Origin of the sequence: Lactococcus taiwanensis, from assembly GCF_017068355.1 — a bacterium.
Lineage (GTDB): Bacteria > Bacillota > Bacilli > Lactobacillales > Streptococcaceae > Lactococcus > Lactococcus taiwanensis.
This window is the reverse complement of the sequence record NZ_CP070872.1, coordinates 1025701-1042577: the sequence shown is the minus strand read 5'-3', so window position 1 is coordinate 1042577 and position 16877 is coordinate 1025701. Positions and strand designations below refer to the sequence as shown.

Sequence of the window (16877 nt, the reverse complement as noted above, 5' to 3'; positions counted from 1 at the left end):
AACAGAGTGAAAAAAACTGCCAAAAGGCGGAGTGGACAAAATCTAAAGGTCTGTTTTCTTCCTCAAGAGGTCGTTTTTGATAACCTTTTCAGTAAAAAACTTACTGACAGAGCTGTCAGTAAGTCAAAGAATCAAAAAATAAGTTTCATATTAACGTGCTTAATGCCATCCTCATCGAAAGGTTCTGAATTTTCGACAAACCCAAATCCTCGATAAAAATCACGTAAATAATATTGAGCTTCAATCGTAACTGCGTCCTCCCCAGCTTGTTGTAAGACTTCTAAAGCCGCTTTAACAAGCGCACGACCCCAATTTTCGCCCCGATAGGCAGGGTTAACAAGCACCCTTCCGATTGAAGCTTCAGCAAAGGAGAACCCTTGAGGTAATAGCCGACAAAGCGCTACTACCTCTCCTGCTTCATTTTCAAGCCAGAGGTGCTGCGCAACTTGATCTTTGCCATCTAGTTCTTGATAAGGACAGTTTTGTTCCACTACAAATACAGCTGTTCGCAAACTCAGTAAGTTATACATTTCTGTAGTTGTTAATTGATCAAACGTTTTAAGTTTCCAATTTTCCATCTTTTCCTCCTTAGGGCGGGTGCATCACTAATTTTTAACTAGTCTTCTTCCATCTGATTCACAAAGTTAGCCTTCTGCATTTCCTTCAAAAAATCCGAATGAATCGCTACTTTTTCACCATCGTACAAACGGATAGTCAGACTTGCTCCCGTACTGTAAGTGCGCTCAATGTGAATGCCAACCACTTCTAAGCGATGCCAGCGTCGCTGCTCATCTTGATGGTAGTAGACCAAAGCTTTCGTGATTGGAAGGTGCAATTCACGACGTAACTCAACGGTAATCTCATCGGTCATTTCTCCAAACAAATCCAACTGATCAGCTTCTTTGGCAAATGCTAATTCTTCTGAATACTCGATTTTTTGTAAATATTGGTAAAGTTTTGCTGTAATTAAACAATCATTAAGTGCATCGTGTGAGCGCAGTTCCTCCATTCCAAGCACCGATTTAAAATTTTCTAAGGCATAGGATGACATCGTCAATAAGCGTTTACTTTCTGTCAGCGTGTCATAGACGCGAAAAGCCTCGACGCCACTTAGGGCGCAATCAATAATTGCTTGGTATAAGAAACTGACATCAAAGGGGGCATTATGCGCAACTAAAAGATGATCTTTGATGAAGGCCAAAAACTTCGGTAGGATTTCTTCAATCGTCGGCTGATTGAGCAAATCAGCTGGTCTAATCCCAGTTAATTTTGTAATTTCTGAGGAGACATAGGACCGCTGATTTTTAACCAATTGGTTAAACCGCGCGATCTCAACATCATTTTCGTCGTATTTTACCGCACCAATTTGGATAATTTCATTTTTTTGAGCAGAGAAGCCAGTGGTTTCAAAGTCAAAAACGACGTATTTTTCTTTCATATTTTAGTTACTCCAGCTGACAGGTTCGTCAGCAAATTATACAGCATTCTCTATCAGCAAAATCTCATGATTATCAACAATCAGCCCTGCTGAGTCAGTCAGAAAATAAGTATTTTCTTTGAAAATCGTAAGTTTTTCATGAGGAGAAATTGAGAAATCCAGCAGCCCCAGATAATTTTTCGCCAAAACGCAAGCGCCTGCTGATGAACCCACCCAGATTTTTCCTGCCAAAAGTTTTGGCAAAAGTTCAGAAAAACCAGTTTTCTCAAAGGTTTCTAGCAATTCATTAGTGTAGCCACCAAAACACCAAATCAAATCGTAGCCCAACATCTTGGTCTTGAGCTGTTCTGGCGCCACAGCGCGCAGATTGGCAAAAGTTAGTTTGCCACCAAAAGTTGTGGCCAAACTTGAAAATGCCGATAAAAGCCAGCGACAATCATCATCTGACTGGGCGAGCGCTTCGTTAATCAGACAGACCGAGATGTCGGCGCGAGATTTGCCCAGCCATTTTTCAATTTGTCGAATGAATTTTTCCTTGCCTTCTGGGCGAGATGCTAAAATCAAACGCATTTTTTCTCTTTTCATGTTCGAAAAATTACTGACGAATCTGTCAGCAAACTTTAAAAGACCGTTTCTTCTTCCATCGTAAATTTCACGTTGTTTTCAATCCATTTCCGGCGAGGTTCGACCTTGTCACCCATAAGGACAGATACACGCTTCTCAGCTTGTGCGGCATCGTCAATGGTCACTTGAATCAAAGTACGGCTTTCAGGATTCATGGTCGTTTCCCAAAGCTGATCCGCGTTCATTTCACCAAGCCCTTTGTAACGTTGCAGGTTAGCATTTTTACCAAACTTCTTGCGCAACTCAGCCAGCTCGGCATCAGTCCAAGCGTATTCAATTTTTTCCTTTTTCCCTTTGCCTTCGCTCATTTTGTAAAGGGGCGGCAGGGCGATGTAGATGTGACCCGCTTCCACCAGCGGTTTCATGTAGCGGTAAAAGAAAGTCAGCAAGAGCGTTTGAATGTGAGCGCCGTCCGTGTCGGCATCGGTCATGATGATAATTTTGTCATAGTTGCGGTCAGCCAAGGTAAAATCAGCACCAACACCTGCACCAATGGTGTAAATCATGGTGTTGATTTCCTCATTTTTGAGAATATCCTGCATTTTGGCCTTTTCCGTGTTGATAACCTTACCACGCAAAGGCAATATCGCTTGGAACTTGCGGTCACGCCCTTGTTTAGCGGAGCCACCAGCCGAATCTCCTTCGACCAGATAAAGTTCGTTTTTGTTAGGGTTTTTGGTTTGAGCTGGGGTCAATTTACCAGACAAAAGCCCTTTGTCTTTCTTGTTCTTTTTGCCATTTCGGGAATCTTCGCGCGCTTTTCTAGCCGCTTCACGGGCTTCACGCGCTTTGATGGCCTTACGTATCAAATTCTGAGCCAATTCGCCATTTTCCATCAAGTAGAAACTGAGCTTTTCAGCCACCAAACCGTCCACAATCGGGCGAGCCAAAGGGGAGCCTAATTTGTCCTTAGTCTGCCCTTCAAATTGCAAGTGTTCTTCAGGAATCAAAACCGACAGCACCGCCGTCAAACCTTCACGATAGTCTGAACCTTCCAGATTTTTGTCTTTATCCTTGAGTAAGCCTACCTTGCGGGCGTATTCGTTCATCGCTTTAGTAATGGCAGTTTTCAGGCCCGCTTCATGCGTTCCACCGTCTTTGGTACGGACATTATTAACAAAAGAGAGGATATTTTCCGAGTAACCATCATTGTATTGCATGGCCACTTCTACTTCAAACCCGTCTTGCTTGCCTTCGAAATAAAGCACTGGCGTCAAGCTGTCTTTGTCTTCATTCAGATATGTGACAAAATCCTGAACCCCATTTTCATAATGAAATTCTTCTTTTTGATCTGTTCTTTTGTCTTCAAGAACGATAGTCACTTCTTTGAGCAAGAAAGCTGATTCGTTCAGGCGTTCTGAGATGATATTATATTTGAACTCTGTTGTCGAGAAAATACTTGGGTCGGGCATAAAGGTGACCTTTGTCCCTGTTTTTGACTTGGGTGCTTTGCCAATTTTTTCCAGCGTAGTAGCAGGGTGTCCGCCATTTTCGAAACGTTGCCGATAGACCGTTCCATCACGCGTGACTTCGACTTCTAGCCAAGTAGAAAGGGCATTAACAACTGACGAGCCAACGCCATGCAGTCCACCTGAAGTTTTATAACCCCCTTGACCAAATTTACCACCAGCATGCAAAATCGTGAAAATAACTTCAATGGTAGGTTTTCCACTGGCGTGTATTCCAACAGGCATACCCCGTCCTTCATCTTCAACGGTTAAGCTGCCATCCTTGTTAATCGTCACTAGGATTTTATTTCCAAAACCGGAAAGGGCCTCATCGACTGCATTATCTACAATTTCCCAAACCATGTGGTGCAAGCCTGTACTATCGGTTGAGCCAATGTACATACCAGGCCGTTTTCTGACAGCATCCAAGCCCTCTAGGACTTGAATCGCACTATCATCATAATTATTAATATCTATTACCATTACTGTCATTCCCCTCATTGAAAGCTCATATTCTTTGTTAAGCTACAAAAAATATTCATCTAGCTTATTGTACCTTGTTCAGAAAGCTTTGTCAAAAGCCTGCTGTAAGCATTTTTTGAAAAATTTACTTATTTCTTTAGTAAAATATGATATAATTGTACAGTTAAAAGCATATGTTATTTTAAAAGAAATAGACCTGGAGCACTTATGATTATTTTTATACTTCTTGTTGTGAGCTATCTGTTAGGAGCAATACCAGCTGGGCTGTGGGTAGGGCAACTTTTTTTCAAAAAAAACCTACACGATTATGGCTCAGGAAATACTGGCACTACCAATACTTTTAGGATTCTTGGGGTAAAAGCGGGCATCGCCGTCTTTACTTTTGATCTTCTTAAAGGAACACTTGCAACCCTTTTACCTGTCCTCTTTCATGTGCACGGGCTCTCTCCTCTTATTTTTGGGTTGATGGCGGTTATTGGGCATACCTTTTCCATATTTGATCACTTCAAAGGAGGAAAGGCTGTTGCTACCTCTGGTGGTGTCATTCTTGGTTTCACCCCTCTTTTTCTGGTTTATCTGTTACTGATCTTCTTCGTTGTCTTATGGTTATTTAGTATGATTAGCCTTTCAAGCGTTGTTGCAGCTCTTGCTGCATTAGTGGGGATTTTGATTTTTCCAAGCTTTGGTTTTATTTTACCTTCTTATGACCTTTTATTCTCTTTAATTGTTATTGTTTTAGCAATTATTATCATTTATAGACACAAAAGTAACCTCATCCGGATTAAAAATCACACTGAATCCCTTGTCCCCTTTGGTTTAAACCTGTCCCACCAGCAAAAAAAATAGCACAATATCTTGTGTCATCTTGTCACATTTTACATAATTCAACACAATATCTAGTAAATATAATTTGACTAGGTATTTTTTTTACGCTAAAATAAGAATATAAAATTCGAGAAAAAGTAAAAGAACTTTGACTCACCACTGAGGAGACTAAAATGGTTACAGTATATTCGAAAAATAACTGCATGCAATGTAAAATGGTCAAAAAATGGCTCGGAGAACATCACGTCGCCTTCACTGAAATCAACATTGATGAGCAACCTGAGTTTGTAGAAAAAGTCATCGAAATGGGCTTTAGAGCTGCTCCTGTCGTTACTAAGGGAGAAGTAGCTTTCTCTGGTTTTCGTCCTGCCGAATTAGCAAAGTTGGCTTAAGATGAAACTTGTTTATTTTAGTGTAACCGGGCAAACTCGACGTTTTGTAGGTAAAACCAGTTTACCTCATGTTGAAATTCTACCCGACGATGATTTAGAGATGTCTGAGCCTTTTCTTCTCATCACACCAAGTTATGCCGAGGAATCCCCTACCGTCTCTAAGTCTATTGACGTGATGGATCCTGTGTTTGATTTCATGGCTTATAATGAAAACTATAAGCTTTGTCGTGGTATCATTGGAACAGGAAACCGCAATTTTGCAGGAATTTATATTTTTACAGCTAAGGAACTTTCTGCCAAATATCAAATTCCACTCTTATATGACTTTGAGTTTAACGGTACGCCAGCTGATGTAGAGGCGGTCGAAAAACTCGCCATACAGCTTGATCAAGGGGCCAAAGTAACTTTTAAAAATCCACTATGATCTTATGCTTCACAGATTTGACGTGAAGCATCTTTCATTTTTAATGCTATTGCTTTTCTAACAGCTAGCTTTACATTGATTAATTATTTTAGTTTCAGTAAAAATGTAGCAACTGAAACGCATTGATAAATAAAGGAGTAATATGTCTCTTAAACAACTTAAAGATGTCACCTATTTTAAGCTTAATAATGAAATTAACATTCCCGTCAATGGTGCCATTCCATTGGCTAAAGATAAAGAAGCAATCACTGCTTTTTTTAAAGAAAACGTTGCACCAAATCGTTTCACTGCTGAGACGTATGAAGAAAAACTCAAGTGGCTTGTACAAGAAGAATATCTGGAGGCAGATTTTTTAGCGCAATATTCATTTGACTTCATCACCTCACTGAGAAAAGAATTGAGTCAGTTTGAGTTTCATTTCGATTCATTCATGGCCGCTTATAAATTTTACAATCAGTACGCCATGAAAAATAATGATGGGTCACTTTATTTGGAAGATTTTGAAGATCGTGTACTCATGAATGCTTTGTATATGGCGGATGGCAATGAGAAATTAGCGCATGACTTGGCCTTTGCAATGGTCAATCGTCGCTATCAGCCTGCCACGCCAACTTTCTTAAATGCTGGTCGAAAACGCCGGGGTGAATTCGTCTCTTGTTTCCTTTTGCAATTGACCGACGATATGAACTCCATTGGTCGGACAATCAACTCAGCGTTACAACTCTCCAAAAATGGTGGTGGAGTTGGCCTCAATTTGACAAACTTGCGCGGGGCTGGTGCACCAATCAAAGGTTATGATGGGGTCGCAGCTGGTGTAGTACCTGTCATGAAATTGTTTGAAGATAGCTTTTCTTATGCTAACCAATTAGGGCAACGTCAAGGCGCTGGTGTAGTTTATTTGTCCATCTTCCATCCGGACATTATGGAATTTTTATCTACTAAAAAAGAAAATGCAGATGAAAAAATACGTGTCAAAACGTTGTCTTTAGGTGTAACCGTTCCTGATAAGTTTTATGAATTGGTCAAAAAAGGGGAAACAATGTACTTGTTTGAACCTTATTTCGTCGAAAAACACTATGGTAAACCTTTTACAGAAGTGGATATTACAGCCGAATATGACAACATGGTAGCTAATCCAGAAATTCGTAAAACACCAATTTCTGCTCGTGAACTTGAACAAGAACTCTCAAAACTTCAACAAGAGTCTGGTTACCCTTATATCGTCAATGTAGACACCGTTAACAAAGCTAATCCGGTTGATGGTGTGATTTCGATGTCTAATCTTTGTTCTGAAATTTTGCAGGTTCAAACACCTTCTGTTTTGAATGATGATCAAACCTACAAAGTGACGGGGACAGATGTGGCCTGTAACTTGGGTTCAACAAACGTTTTAAACATGATGACCTCTGGTTCAGAATTTGGCCCTTCTATTGAATCAATGGTTCGGGCATTAACTTTCATTTCTGAAACATCTAACCTGGACACTGTGCCTACTGTACGTAAAGGAAATGATGAAATGCATGCCATCGGACTTGGAGCCATGGGCTTACATTCTTTCTTAGCTCAAAACCAAATCCATTATGATAGTAAAGAAGCCGTTGAATTTACTAGCGTTTACTTCATGCTATTGAATTACTATACGTTGAAAGCCTCCAATAAATTAGCACAAGAAAAAGGGGCTTCTTTCAAGACATTTGAAAAATCAGCTTACGCTGACGGCAGCTATTTTGACAAATACGTCAGCCATGATTATTTTGCTGCTGTCTCTCCAAAAGTACAAGCTTTGTTTGACGGGATTGAAGTTCCAAGTCTTGCTGACTGGGCAGCTCTGCGTGAAACTGTAAAAACTTCTGGACTCTACAATTCATATCGTATGGCCGTTGCGCCAAATGGGTCAATTTCTTATATTAATGACTGTTCTTCTTCTATTCACCCAATTGTTAACCGAATTGAAGAACGTCAAGAAAAGAAAGTCGGTAAAATTTACTACCCAGCGGCTGGTCTTTCAACGGAAACTATTCCTTATTACAAATCAGCATATGACACAGACATGCGCGCCGTGATTGACGTCTACGCTGCTGCCACAGAGCATGTTGACCAAGGCTTATCCCTTACCCTATTTATGCGCTCTACTTTGCCTGAAGGCCTTTATGAATGGAAATCAGCTACCAACAAAATGACCACTCGTGATTTGTCTATCTTACGTAATTATGCCTATAAAAAAGGGATCAAAACCATTTATTACGTACGGACTTTTACTGATGATCAAGAAGAAGTTGGCGCTAATCAATGTGAAAGTTGCGTTATCTAAGGAAAATTTACTGACCACTGCTACAAAATTTACTGACGAAGCGGTCAGTAAATTTTCTTGGCATTTTATACGAAGAAAAAGAGAAAGGAATTGAGCCCATCTTGTTTACCGCAGGGCTCACATCTTAATACTATGTCTGAAACTGAAAATTTGACGGTGCCGACCTACTACAGCGCCATTGACTGGAACTCTATTGAAGATTCGATTGACAAATACACTTGGGAGAAATTGACGAGCCAATTTTGGTTAGACACTCGCGTACCTGTTTCTAACGACTTAGATGACTGGCGTAAATTACCTCAAATCGAACGAGATACTTTTGCTAAGGCCTTTGCCGGCTTGACCTTGCTTGATACCCTGCAATCCGTAGATGGTGCGGAAGTACTTAAACACGATGCCAGAACACCTCAAGAAATTGCCTGTTTCAATAACATCCAATTTATGGAATCGGTTCACGCCAAATCTTACTCTACGATTTTCTCTACTTTGAATACCAAAAAAGAAATCGAAGAACTTTTTGACTGGGTCGATACCAACGTTTATATGCAAACCAAGGCCGAAATTATTAATAAAATTTATGAATCTGGTACAGCTTTGCAAAAAAAGGTGGCCTCTGTTTTCCTTGAAACATGCCTCTTCTACTCCGGTTTTTACACTCCTTTACTTTATTTAGGAAATAATAAAATGATTAATTCAGCTGAAATCATTAAATTAATCATTCGTGACGAGTCTGTCCATGGCACTTATATTGGCTACAAATTCCAACTTGGCTTTAATGAGTTATCAGAAGATGAGCAAAGTGAATTACGTGACTGGATGTATGAATTACTTTACCAACTTTATGAAAATGAAGAAAAATATTCGCATTTACTTTATGACCAAGTGGGTTGGACAGAGGAAGTTTTAACTTTCTTGCGCTATAATGCCAATAAAGCTTTGATGAATCTTGGACAAGATCCACTTTTCCCTGACACTGCTGCTGATGTTAATCCTGTAGTGATGAATGGGATTTCTACGTCGTCTTCTAACCATGACTTCTTCTCACAAGTCGGAAATTCTTACTTATTAGGAGAAGTTGAAGCCATGTCTGACGATGATTATGAGATTTAAGCTTGACTTTTTAAAAATTATAACTACTGACCGGCCGGTCAGTAGTTTTTTACTTGCAACTCCTTAGCAACAGGCTTCTTTCTAGAAGAAATTGAACTGGAAGAGGAAAAGATGTTGTAAATTATTTAGAATGTCACAAATAAAAAATACTATCATCAGAGATAGTATTTTTTATTTTAGATTTTAAGGAAACGACGCATTGAGAGCAAGGCCCCAAACGAACCAATCAAGACCCCAATCACCGCCATCAATGCGATAATCCCAGGGATGAATTGATCAGGTGCATACATAGAAAGCTTTTGCGACTGAAGACTCGGTGTTAGGCTTACAAAAGCTAAACGATAAGCCCACACAACTACAAGACTCGGAATAATCGCTCCAATCAGACCAACCCATGCACCTTCTAGGAAGAATGGCCAACGAATATAACCATTTTTGGCTCCTACCAAACGCATGATTTGAATTTCACGCTGCCGTGAAAGAATCGTAATTCGAATCGTATTAGAGATTAAGAAGACGGCGACAAAAATCAACAGAACAGCTATAATGGTTCCCCAAGTCTGAACTCCTTTGGCGATTTGGAAAATCTTTTGCGTATTAGCTCCGCCATAAGTTGCACTTTCAATACCAGAAATTTTTCTGATCTGAGCGGTAACGCTCTTCACATGATCGGGTGAGTCTGCTTCAACAATATAAGCATCGTAAAGTGGATTAGCATCACCCTTGAAAAGGTTCCAGGTGCTTCCTAATGTTTTTGTCAATTCTTTCAATTGTTGCTCTTTGCTTGAAAAAGTAGCTTTTTCTACATTAGGAATTTTTTTGATTGAATTATAAATCTTTAGATGATTTGAATTATCAATCATTTTTTTACTATTTTTTGGATCTTGAATTTTTGCTTCTTGATCATGCACGTCTAACTTCATATAGGCAACAATCCGAACATTGTTTTGAATACCATCTGCTAATCTTTGCGTGTTCAAGATAATTGAAAGGAAAAGACCAACCAAAACTAAAGTAATTGTTACTGATGAGACAGCGGCAACTGTCATCCAACCATTACGTTTTAAGTTTTTGAGCGATTCCAAAAGATGCTTGAAGAAATTTCTAATCATCGTAGCCGTAAACTCCTTCCTCTTGGTCGCGGACAATTCGTCCGTTTTCAATAGCGATAACACGGTGTTTCAATGTGTTAACAATTTGGCTGTTGTGGGTCGCCATCAAAATGGTCGTCCCTTGAAGATTGATTTTTTCAAGCAAGTTCATGATTTCCCATGAATTTTCAGGGTCTAGGTTCCCCGTTGGCTCATCGGCAATCAATACTTTTGGTGCATTAGCAATAGATCTGGCAATCGCTACACGCTGTTGTTCTCCACCTGAAAGTTCATTTGGAAATGACCGTATCTTATGTTTTAAACCGACAAGATCAAGGACCTCGTTAACGCGCTTTTTAATTTCACGTGGACGTTTACCGATAACTTCCATGGCATAGGCAATGTTTTCATATACTGTTTTCTTTGGTAAGAGTTTATAGTCTTGGAAAACCACCCCTACAGAACGACGTAACATTGGCACATCACGGCGCTTCAATTTAGATAAATCATATTCTGCAACTTGTCCAGAGCCTCGGTCAATCTTTAATTCACGATAAAGGAGTTTGATAAAGGTCGATTTCCCAGCTCCTGATGGACCAACGATATAGGTAAATTCGCCTGCTTCAATCTCAAGCGAAATATTACGTAAAGCTGTTGTCCCATTAGAATATTTCTTGGAAACGTTGCTTAGTTTAATAATACTCATAGTACCTTTCCTGTATAAGATTTATTTGTTGGAATGACCATCCAGTCCGCAACTTTTGACGAGCCAGAACCGGTTTTTATCACACATACAAATAAAAATATATTTTAATCACTATGGATGTTTTGGCTAACTTTTTGAAAGACAAAAAGCGAACCAGTTTTACTTTTTCAAAAGAGTCCAAAGTAAAACCAGTCTAATTATACCAAATTAACACGCCTTTGTGTAGTTTTTTTTATAACTGAATTTTACTCGAGTAACAAAAAAATCACAAATAGATTGCAACAAGGCCAATTGCCAACCTCAATGGATCACAGATTCCAACGTAAATAAGCGTTGATAAAGCCGTCTAAATCTCCGTCCATGACATTTGAAATTTGTCCTGTTTCGTAACCTGTTCGTGTGTCTTTAACCAACTGATAAGGCATGAAAACGTAAGAACGAATTTGTGAACCCCATGAAATATCAGACTGGTCCCCCCGAAGTTCATCAACTTCTGCTTGTTTTTTGTCCATTTCCATTTGGTAAAGTTTAGATTTCAGCATGGCCATCGCTTTGTCACGGTTTCCGTACTGCGTTCTATCCATTGTTGATTGCACAACAATCCCCGTTGGAATGTGAGTCAAACGCACCCCTGTTGAGACCTTGTTGACATTTTGCCCACCAGCACCGCCAGAGCGGAAAGTGTCCATTTTCACATCAGCATCGCGTACTTCCACTTCAATCGAATCATCCAACTCAGGCATAACATCAACAGAAGTAAACGAAGTGTGACGACGGTTGGCCGAATCAAAAGGTGAGATGCGCACCAGACGATGCACCCCTTTTTCACCACGCAAGAAACCATAAGCATTTCGTCCAACAAAACGGATGGTCACCGATTTAAGCCCGGCCACATCGCCATCTTGATAGTCGAGAATTTCAACCTTGAACCCATGTGCTTCGCCCCAGCGGGTGTACATCCGCATGAGCATTGAACCCCAGTCTTGAGACTCGGTCCCACCTGATCCTGGATGAATTTCTAACACTGCATTCATATGATCATAAGGTTGATTGAGCATGATTTCCAACTCGTAGGCTTCGATTTTTTGACCGAGTGCAGTCGTCAGCTCCTCTAACTCGGCTTGCATTTCTGCATCTGCTTCTTCATGAAGCATTTCCAGCATCATCTGTGCTTCTTCAAGCATATTATTCATGGCTTGGTAGTTATCGTATTTGGCTTTTAGAGCGTTTGATTGATCAATAACCTTTTGTGCAGCAGCCTGATCATTCCAGAAATCGGGCTGTGCCATGTCATTATCTAACAAAGCGATCTCTTCTTCTAAACGATCTAAGTCTAGTGAGTCGTGAAAACCATTGATTTTCTCACTGTATCCCTCAAGTAAATTTCTAATTTCTGATAGTTCCATAACTGTTATTATACCACAGTCCCCCCTCTAAGGACAGAGCAAGCTTATTCTACTGGCTTAACGCGTAGCAAAAAAGTACTTGAAAAAAGCTCAAGTACTTTTCGGTAACAAAGTAAAACCTGACGTTTTTGGTTAACGTCTCTTCGGACGTATCCTTGTTTTTCCATTTTCTAAGCGCTCAATGGCCCATTGAGCTGCATCGACCATGTAGTCCCGCTTATCATTTTCTGCCATTTCACGCAATTTGGGTAATGCACTGCGGTCATTTGCATTAGCCAACGCATAAACCGCATTGCGCTGAAGTGGATTTTTTCCTCGCCAACTTCCAGCCATCTGACCGAATTTGTTTACAAATTGTTTATTAGACAGCTCTAAAAGCGGTAAAAGCTCAGGATTCGTCAGTTCAGGATCTGGTTCCATCTCAGGATGAAAATGGCTATTAATCCCTTTATTATAGGGACAAACAGTTTGACAAATGTCACAACCGTAAATCACGGTTTTAATCTTTTCTCGATATTCTTCTGGCATTTTCCCTTTCGCCTGAGTTTGAAAAGAAAGGCAGCGTTGGGCATTCAGTCGCCCATCGCCTAAAAGGGCTGAGGTTGGGCAAAAGTCAACACAACGGCTACATTCTCCACAGCCGTAATCGACCGGTTCATCCGGTTCTATCTCTAAATCCGTTACTAACTCACCAAGAAACATCCAAGAACCAAACTCTTTAGAAATGAGTAACCCGTTTTTTCCAATAAAACCCAGACCAGCTCGAGCAGCCACAGCAACATCAACAAGTGCTCCCGTATCCACCATTGCTTTATACTCAAACTCCCCTGCCAATCTTTCAATTCCCTCAGCAAGGGCCTTGAGTTTGCGTTGAAGCACAAAGTGATAATCTTCTCCCCATGAACCACGTGAAAATTGTCCTCTTCGATAGGACGTTTTTTCAGGACGTTCATCCGCCTTATTTGGATAAGCAATACCAATAGAGATAATTGTTTTTGCTGACGCTACAGCAAGCCGTGGGTGTAAACGTTCCTCTAGATTTTGGTGCTCAAAACCACTCGTATGCCCAGCAGCTTTCTGCTCCACAAGAGATTTTCTAAGGTATTCAAAATCATCCGCAGTGGTAAAACCAATTTTTTGGATATTAAGCTCCTGGGCCAACGTTTGAATGGCCTGTTTGAGTGAGGTCATGATTTATGGTTTTCCTTTCATTGGTGGGATATTTGCAAGAAATCCTGCTTAGGAGAAGTCTTTTTCTTAAACTATACAAATTTTGATTTGCTGGTTTATTCTATTTTAACGAAAGAATGATAAAAAGGCTAGCAAATAGCTGCCTATAAGTAATAGGCAACTATTTTTAATCCTACTGAGGAAATTTTCACTTAACGGAATGACTCAAACGCAACTTTTTCACTTTTCTTGCCATGACCACCGTAAAAATCGTAATTCCAACCAATTCTAGCCAGCCAAACAAAGCTAATAAGATACTCAGACCTTTATAGTCTGGTTCTTTAGCTCCTGTATTCTCCGAAACAGCCAATAGAATGATTGAGCTTACAATATATAAAACCCCGACAAAATAGGCAGGGATAATGACTTTTTTATTAAGATATTCTTCTTTCATTTTTTCCTCGATAAATTTAACTCACAAATTCAGCCAACTATCAGTATATCCTTAGGTAAAACGAGAATGATTAGTAATAATAAGTGGTAATGATTGAGTTATTTACTCTATTATTCTAACGCTTTATTCTTCTCCTGTTGGCCATAAATAGCATAACACTTCAAACTACACATGTCAAAGGTAAATTTAAAGAAGTACAGCTATTGAAATTATTTAATAGGCGCATGAGAAAGACTAGCCGTCACTTTTCTGGCAGCCTAGCAGCCATTTGGGGAAATCCGTGGGCTGAAATCATCCCAAACCTATCCTACACACCAGATAATATTCTCCACAAGTCCAAGATTCATTGTTTAAATCTGTTAATTGTTATATAATTTTAGCATGTATAAACCACAAAGGAAACTCGCTGTAATCTCAGATTTTCATTTAGACGTCAATGATTTTTCTAAGGAAGAACTTCAGATTTTTACTCAACTTTTATTGCAGCTGAAAATCACTGATCTTCATTTTGCTGGCGATATTTCCAACGACTTTCATGGCATAACCTTGCCTTTTTTTGAACAACTCCAACTACTGACAGGTTTGTCAGTAACCTATAATCTTGGAAATCATGATATGGTCGGCTTAAAAGAGTCAGAAATCGCTGCTTCAAATTTTAAAGTTAGGACTTTTGGAACAACCGCTTTTCTTAGTTTTCATGGTTGGTATGACTATTCTTTCATGACTAAAGAAGCGGATTTTCAAAAAATTATTGCCTTTAAAAATGCTTTTTATTTTGACCGGAAAATTCATCGTGCTTTCGATGATATCCAGACGACCCAAAATGAGCTCCAGCAACTAAAAAAACTACTGACCGAGCTGTCAGTAAATGAAACAATCGAGAAAATCATTGTCGGTACCCATTTTGTTCCGCACCAGGCCTTCATCATCGATACCCGCTATGAAAAATTTGCACGTTTTAATGCTTATTTGGGTTCCCAGCATTTTCATGAACTCTTTAAAACTTTTCCAAAGGTGAAGGAAGTGGTGTTTGGGCATTTGCACGAACGCCGTGCGCCCCTTGTTCTTGATGGGATTCGCTATCATGCTAAACCTCTAGGCTATCCCTATGAATGGCAAATGGTAGCACAATTTTTGGCAACTTATCCGCAGCATCAGATTTCCGAATATTGGCATTGGCGCAAGCGTTACAATGCTATCCGCCATCTTCCAGAGTGGCAAGCCTTTCGCAAAGCGCATCTTGCTGAGGAATTTCAGGCAGCAATGACAATTTTTGAGCTTAATTGACGGCTCTTTTTTCTCAAAAAGGTGATTAAACTCCGAACATTATCAAATGATTTAATTCACAAATAGAACATTAATACTGTAAATTTTGGTAAAAAAGTGGTATAGTAGTAAGCGAGAACTTTGAATTGAGAAAGTGAGAAAAGCCTTGAAAATTCCCAAAGAAGGCGACTTTATCACGATTCAAAGCTATAAACATGATGGGAGCCTCCATCGCACTTGGCGCGATACGATGGTTCTGAAAACAAATGAAAATTCGATTATTGGAGTGAACGATCACACGCTAGTGACAGAATCCGACGACCGGCGTTGGGTCACACGCGAACCAGCCATTGTTTACTTCCACAAAAAGTTTTGGTTTAACATCATTGCTATGATTCGTGAGGAAGGCGTCAGCTATTACTGCAATCTAGCTAGTCCCTTCGTCTTAGATAACGAAGCACTTAAGTACATTGATTACGACCTTGACGTAAAAGTCTTCAAAGATGGCGAAAAAAAATTGCTAGATGTTGAAGAATATGAGCGCCATCGTCGCCAGATGCACTATCCAAAGGAGATTGATCATATTTTAAAAGAGAACGTCAAAATTCTTGTTGATTGGATAAATAACGGAAAAGGTCCTTTTTCACAAGAATACGTTAAAATCTGGTACGATCGTTATCACCAACTAAAAAAATAGTTACTGACCACGCTGTCAGTAACTTTTTTGTTAAAAGAATTAAGCGGACCATTTCTAGACACCAAAAATACTGATGGCCTCATCAGTATTTTTTCTTATTTTAAGCTGTTTATTTAAAAACGTCACTGACAGCTTGGTCAGTAAAGTTTTTCTGTCGTCATTTATTTTTTAGCTCCTTCATCTGACGTCGGTAACCTAAGGTATAGAAGCCAGCAACAAATACTGTGCCACCAAGAACATTTCCTAAGTAGACAAAGAGAAAGTTATGGCCAAAATCAAGCCACGTGGAACCATTTTCAAATATGGCCGCAGGAATGACGAAAGCATTTGCTACGCTATGCTGAAAACCGATAGCGACAAAAGCCATAATAGGGAACCAAATGGCAAGAATTTTTCCCGCTGCATCGCGAGCACCATAACACATCCACATGGCAATTCCAACAAACCAATTACATCCCATCCCCGATAAGAGTTCTTGTGACCAGCTCGCTGCAACTTTCCCTTGAGCCAAGCGTAAGAGTTCTTCTTTAAATGCGCCTGTACTAGTCAATCCCAGCAAATGGCCGAAAACATAAGCAACAAAAATCGCTCCCACTACATTAAACAAGGTAATCACCAACCAATTTTTTAGCAAATCAGCAAGACTTACCCGCTTGGCAAAAAATGAAGTGGCTACAGCTGTCATATTTGAAGTGATGAGCTCGCCCCCTCCAAGCAATATAACTATGAGTCCAATGGGAAATACACTCGCTCCAATCAGACTTGCCAAGGTGCCCAACTGATCAACGACACTTGCGACTGAACGAATGTAAAGCAAGTAACCAAACGAAATCATGGCTCCCCCAATAAAACCGAGAACTGCTTTTTCCAAAAAAGGGCGCTTAATTTTTTCCTGACCGTGGTGAATAGTGACTGACAATATTTCTGCCGGACTCATCATGATAAAATTTCTCCTAAAATTTTTATAAATTACCTTGTTTATTTTATCACAATAATATTCAAAAAGCATGGAAGCGCTGTCGTCAAATTCTC

Annotated in this window: 17 protein-coding genes; 7 read left to right on the top strand and 10 right to left on the bottom strand. The window is 39.8% G+C overall.

Annotation, left to right across the window (positions count from 1 at the left end; genetic code table 11):
- Positions 1-131: 131 nt before the first annotated feature.
- From JW886_RS05180 to parE, 4 genes are read right to left on the bottom strand one after another with little or no spacing between them, the layout of a single operon-like run.
- Complete coding sequence (locus JW886_RS05180; RefSeq protein WP_075524611.1) at positions 132-578, bottom strand: GNAT family N-acetyltransferase; 447 nt, start codon at positions 576-578, stop codon at positions 132-134.
- A gap of 38 nt (positions 579-616) precedes the next feature.
- The gene (locus tag JW886_RS05175) at positions 617-1438 is read right to left on the bottom strand and encodes a 3'-5' exonuclease (protein WP_205871467.1); all 822 of its coding nucleotides are present in this window, start codon (positions 1436-1438) and stop codon (positions 617-619) included.
- A 36-nt stretch (positions 1439-1474) separates the two neighbouring features.
- Positions 1475-2023, bottom strand: coding sequence for a Type 1 glutamine amidotransferase-like domain-containing protein (locus tag JW886_RS05170; protein ID WP_205871466.1), 549 nt, complete (start codon positions 2021-2023; stop codon positions 1475-1477).
- 35 nt (positions 2024-2058) lie between these two features.
- Positions 2059-3993 carry a DNA topoisomerase IV subunit B gene (gene parE, locus JW886_RS05165; RefSeq protein ID WP_420844217.1) on the bottom strand — a complete coding sequence of 645 codons (1935 nt, stop codon included), beginning with the start codon at positions 3991-3993 and terminating at the stop codon, positions 2059-2061.
- 207 nt (positions 3994-4200) lie between these two features.
- Between parE and plsY the strand changes: the two genes are divergently transcribed.
- The 5 genes from plsY (at position 4201) to nrdF (ending at position 9055) form a co-directional block, all read left to right on the top strand.
- Positions 4201-4839: a glycerol-3-phosphate 1-O-acyltransferase PlsY gene (gene plsY / locus JW886_RS05160; RefSeq protein WP_075524607.1), complete on the top strand. Its 639-nt coding sequence runs from the start codon at positions 4201-4203 to the stop codon at positions 4837-4839.
- A 152-nt stretch (positions 4840-4991) separates the two neighbouring features.
- On the top strand, positions 4992-5210 hold the full coding sequence (gene nrdH / locus JW886_RS05155) for a glutaredoxin-like protein NrdH (protein WP_075524606.1): 219 nt from the start codon (positions 4992-4994) through the stop codon (positions 5208-5210).
- A 1-nt stretch (position 5211) separates the two neighbouring features.
- A complete protein-coding gene (gene nrdI, locus JW886_RS05150; protein ID WP_200406755.1) occupies positions 5212-5634 on the top strand; it encodes a class Ib ribonucleoside-diphosphate reductase assembly flavoprotein NrdI in 423 nt (140 codons plus the stop codon).
- 142 nt (positions 5635-5776) lie between these two features.
- Entirely contained in the window at positions 5777-7945 is a 2169-nt protein-coding gene (nrdE, locus tag JW886_RS05145; RefSeq protein WP_075524604.1) for a class 1b ribonucleoside-diphosphate reductase subunit alpha, read from the top strand.
- Between the two features lie 132 nt (positions 7946-8077).
- Positions 8078-9055: a class 1b ribonucleoside-diphosphate reductase subunit beta gene (gene nrdF / locus JW886_RS05140; protein ID WP_205871464.1), complete on the top strand. Its 978-nt coding sequence runs from the start codon at positions 8078-8080 to the stop codon at positions 9053-9055.
- Positions 9056-9231: 176 nt separating this feature from the next.
- Here nrdF and ftsX read toward each other — a convergent pair whose 3' ends face one another.
- The 5 genes from ftsX to JW886_RS05115 form a co-directional block, all read right to left on the bottom strand.
- Positions 9232-10167, bottom strand: a complete 936-nt coding sequence (ftsX, locus tag JW886_RS05135) for a permease-like cell division protein FtsX (protein ID WP_205272571.1) — start codon at positions 10165-10167, stop codon at positions 9232-9234.
- Positions 10160-10852 carry a cell division ATP-binding protein FtsE gene (ftsE, locus tag JW886_RS05130; protein WP_075524602.1) on the bottom strand — a complete coding sequence of 231 codons (693 nt, stop codon included), beginning with the start codon at positions 10850-10852 and terminating at the stop codon, positions 10160-10162. Before ftsE ends, ftsX begins: the two co-directional genes overlap by 8 nt.
- Positions 10853-11160: 308 nt before the next feature.
- Positions 11161-12258, bottom strand: a complete 1098-nt coding sequence (gene prfB, locus JW886_RS05125) for a peptide chain release factor 2 (RefSeq protein ID WP_200406752.1) — start codon at positions 12256-12258, stop codon at positions 11161-11163.
- Positions 12259-12390: 132 nt separating this feature from the next.
- The gene (queG, locus tag JW886_RS05120) at positions 12391-13449 is read right to left on the bottom strand and encodes a tRNA epoxyqueuosine(34) reductase QueG (protein WP_200406751.1); all 1059 of its coding nucleotides are present in this window, start codon (positions 13447-13449) and stop codon (positions 12391-12393) included.
- A gap of 187 nt (positions 13450-13636) precedes the next feature.
- On the bottom strand, positions 13637-13882 hold the full coding sequence (locus tag JW886_RS05115; protein ID WP_075524599.1) for a hypothetical protein: 246 nt from the start codon (positions 13880-13882) through the stop codon (positions 13637-13639).
- A gap of 381 nt (positions 13883-14263) precedes the next feature.
- Between JW886_RS05115 and JW886_RS05110 the strand changes: the two genes are divergently transcribed.
- Both JW886_RS05110 and ntdP read left to right on the top strand, forming a co-directional pair.
- Positions 14264-15169, top strand: coding sequence for a metallophosphoesterase (locus tag JW886_RS05110; protein WP_205871463.1), 906 nt, complete (start codon positions 14264-14266; stop codon positions 15167-15169).
- 145 nt (positions 15170-15314) lie between these two features.
- Positions 15315-15845, top strand: coding sequence for a nucleoside tri-diphosphate phosphatase (ntdP, locus tag JW886_RS05105; RefSeq protein WP_075524672.1), 531 nt, complete (start codon positions 15315-15317; stop codon positions 15843-15845).
- 157 nt (positions 15846-16002) lie between these two features.
- On the opposite strand, the gene JW886_RS05100 is transcribed toward ntdP, so the two are convergent.
- Complete coding sequence (locus JW886_RS05100) at positions 16003-16785, bottom strand: formate/nitrite transporter family protein (RefSeq protein WP_205871462.1); 783 nt, start codon at positions 16783-16785, stop codon at positions 16003-16005.
- Positions 16786-16877: the final 92 nt, after the last annotated feature.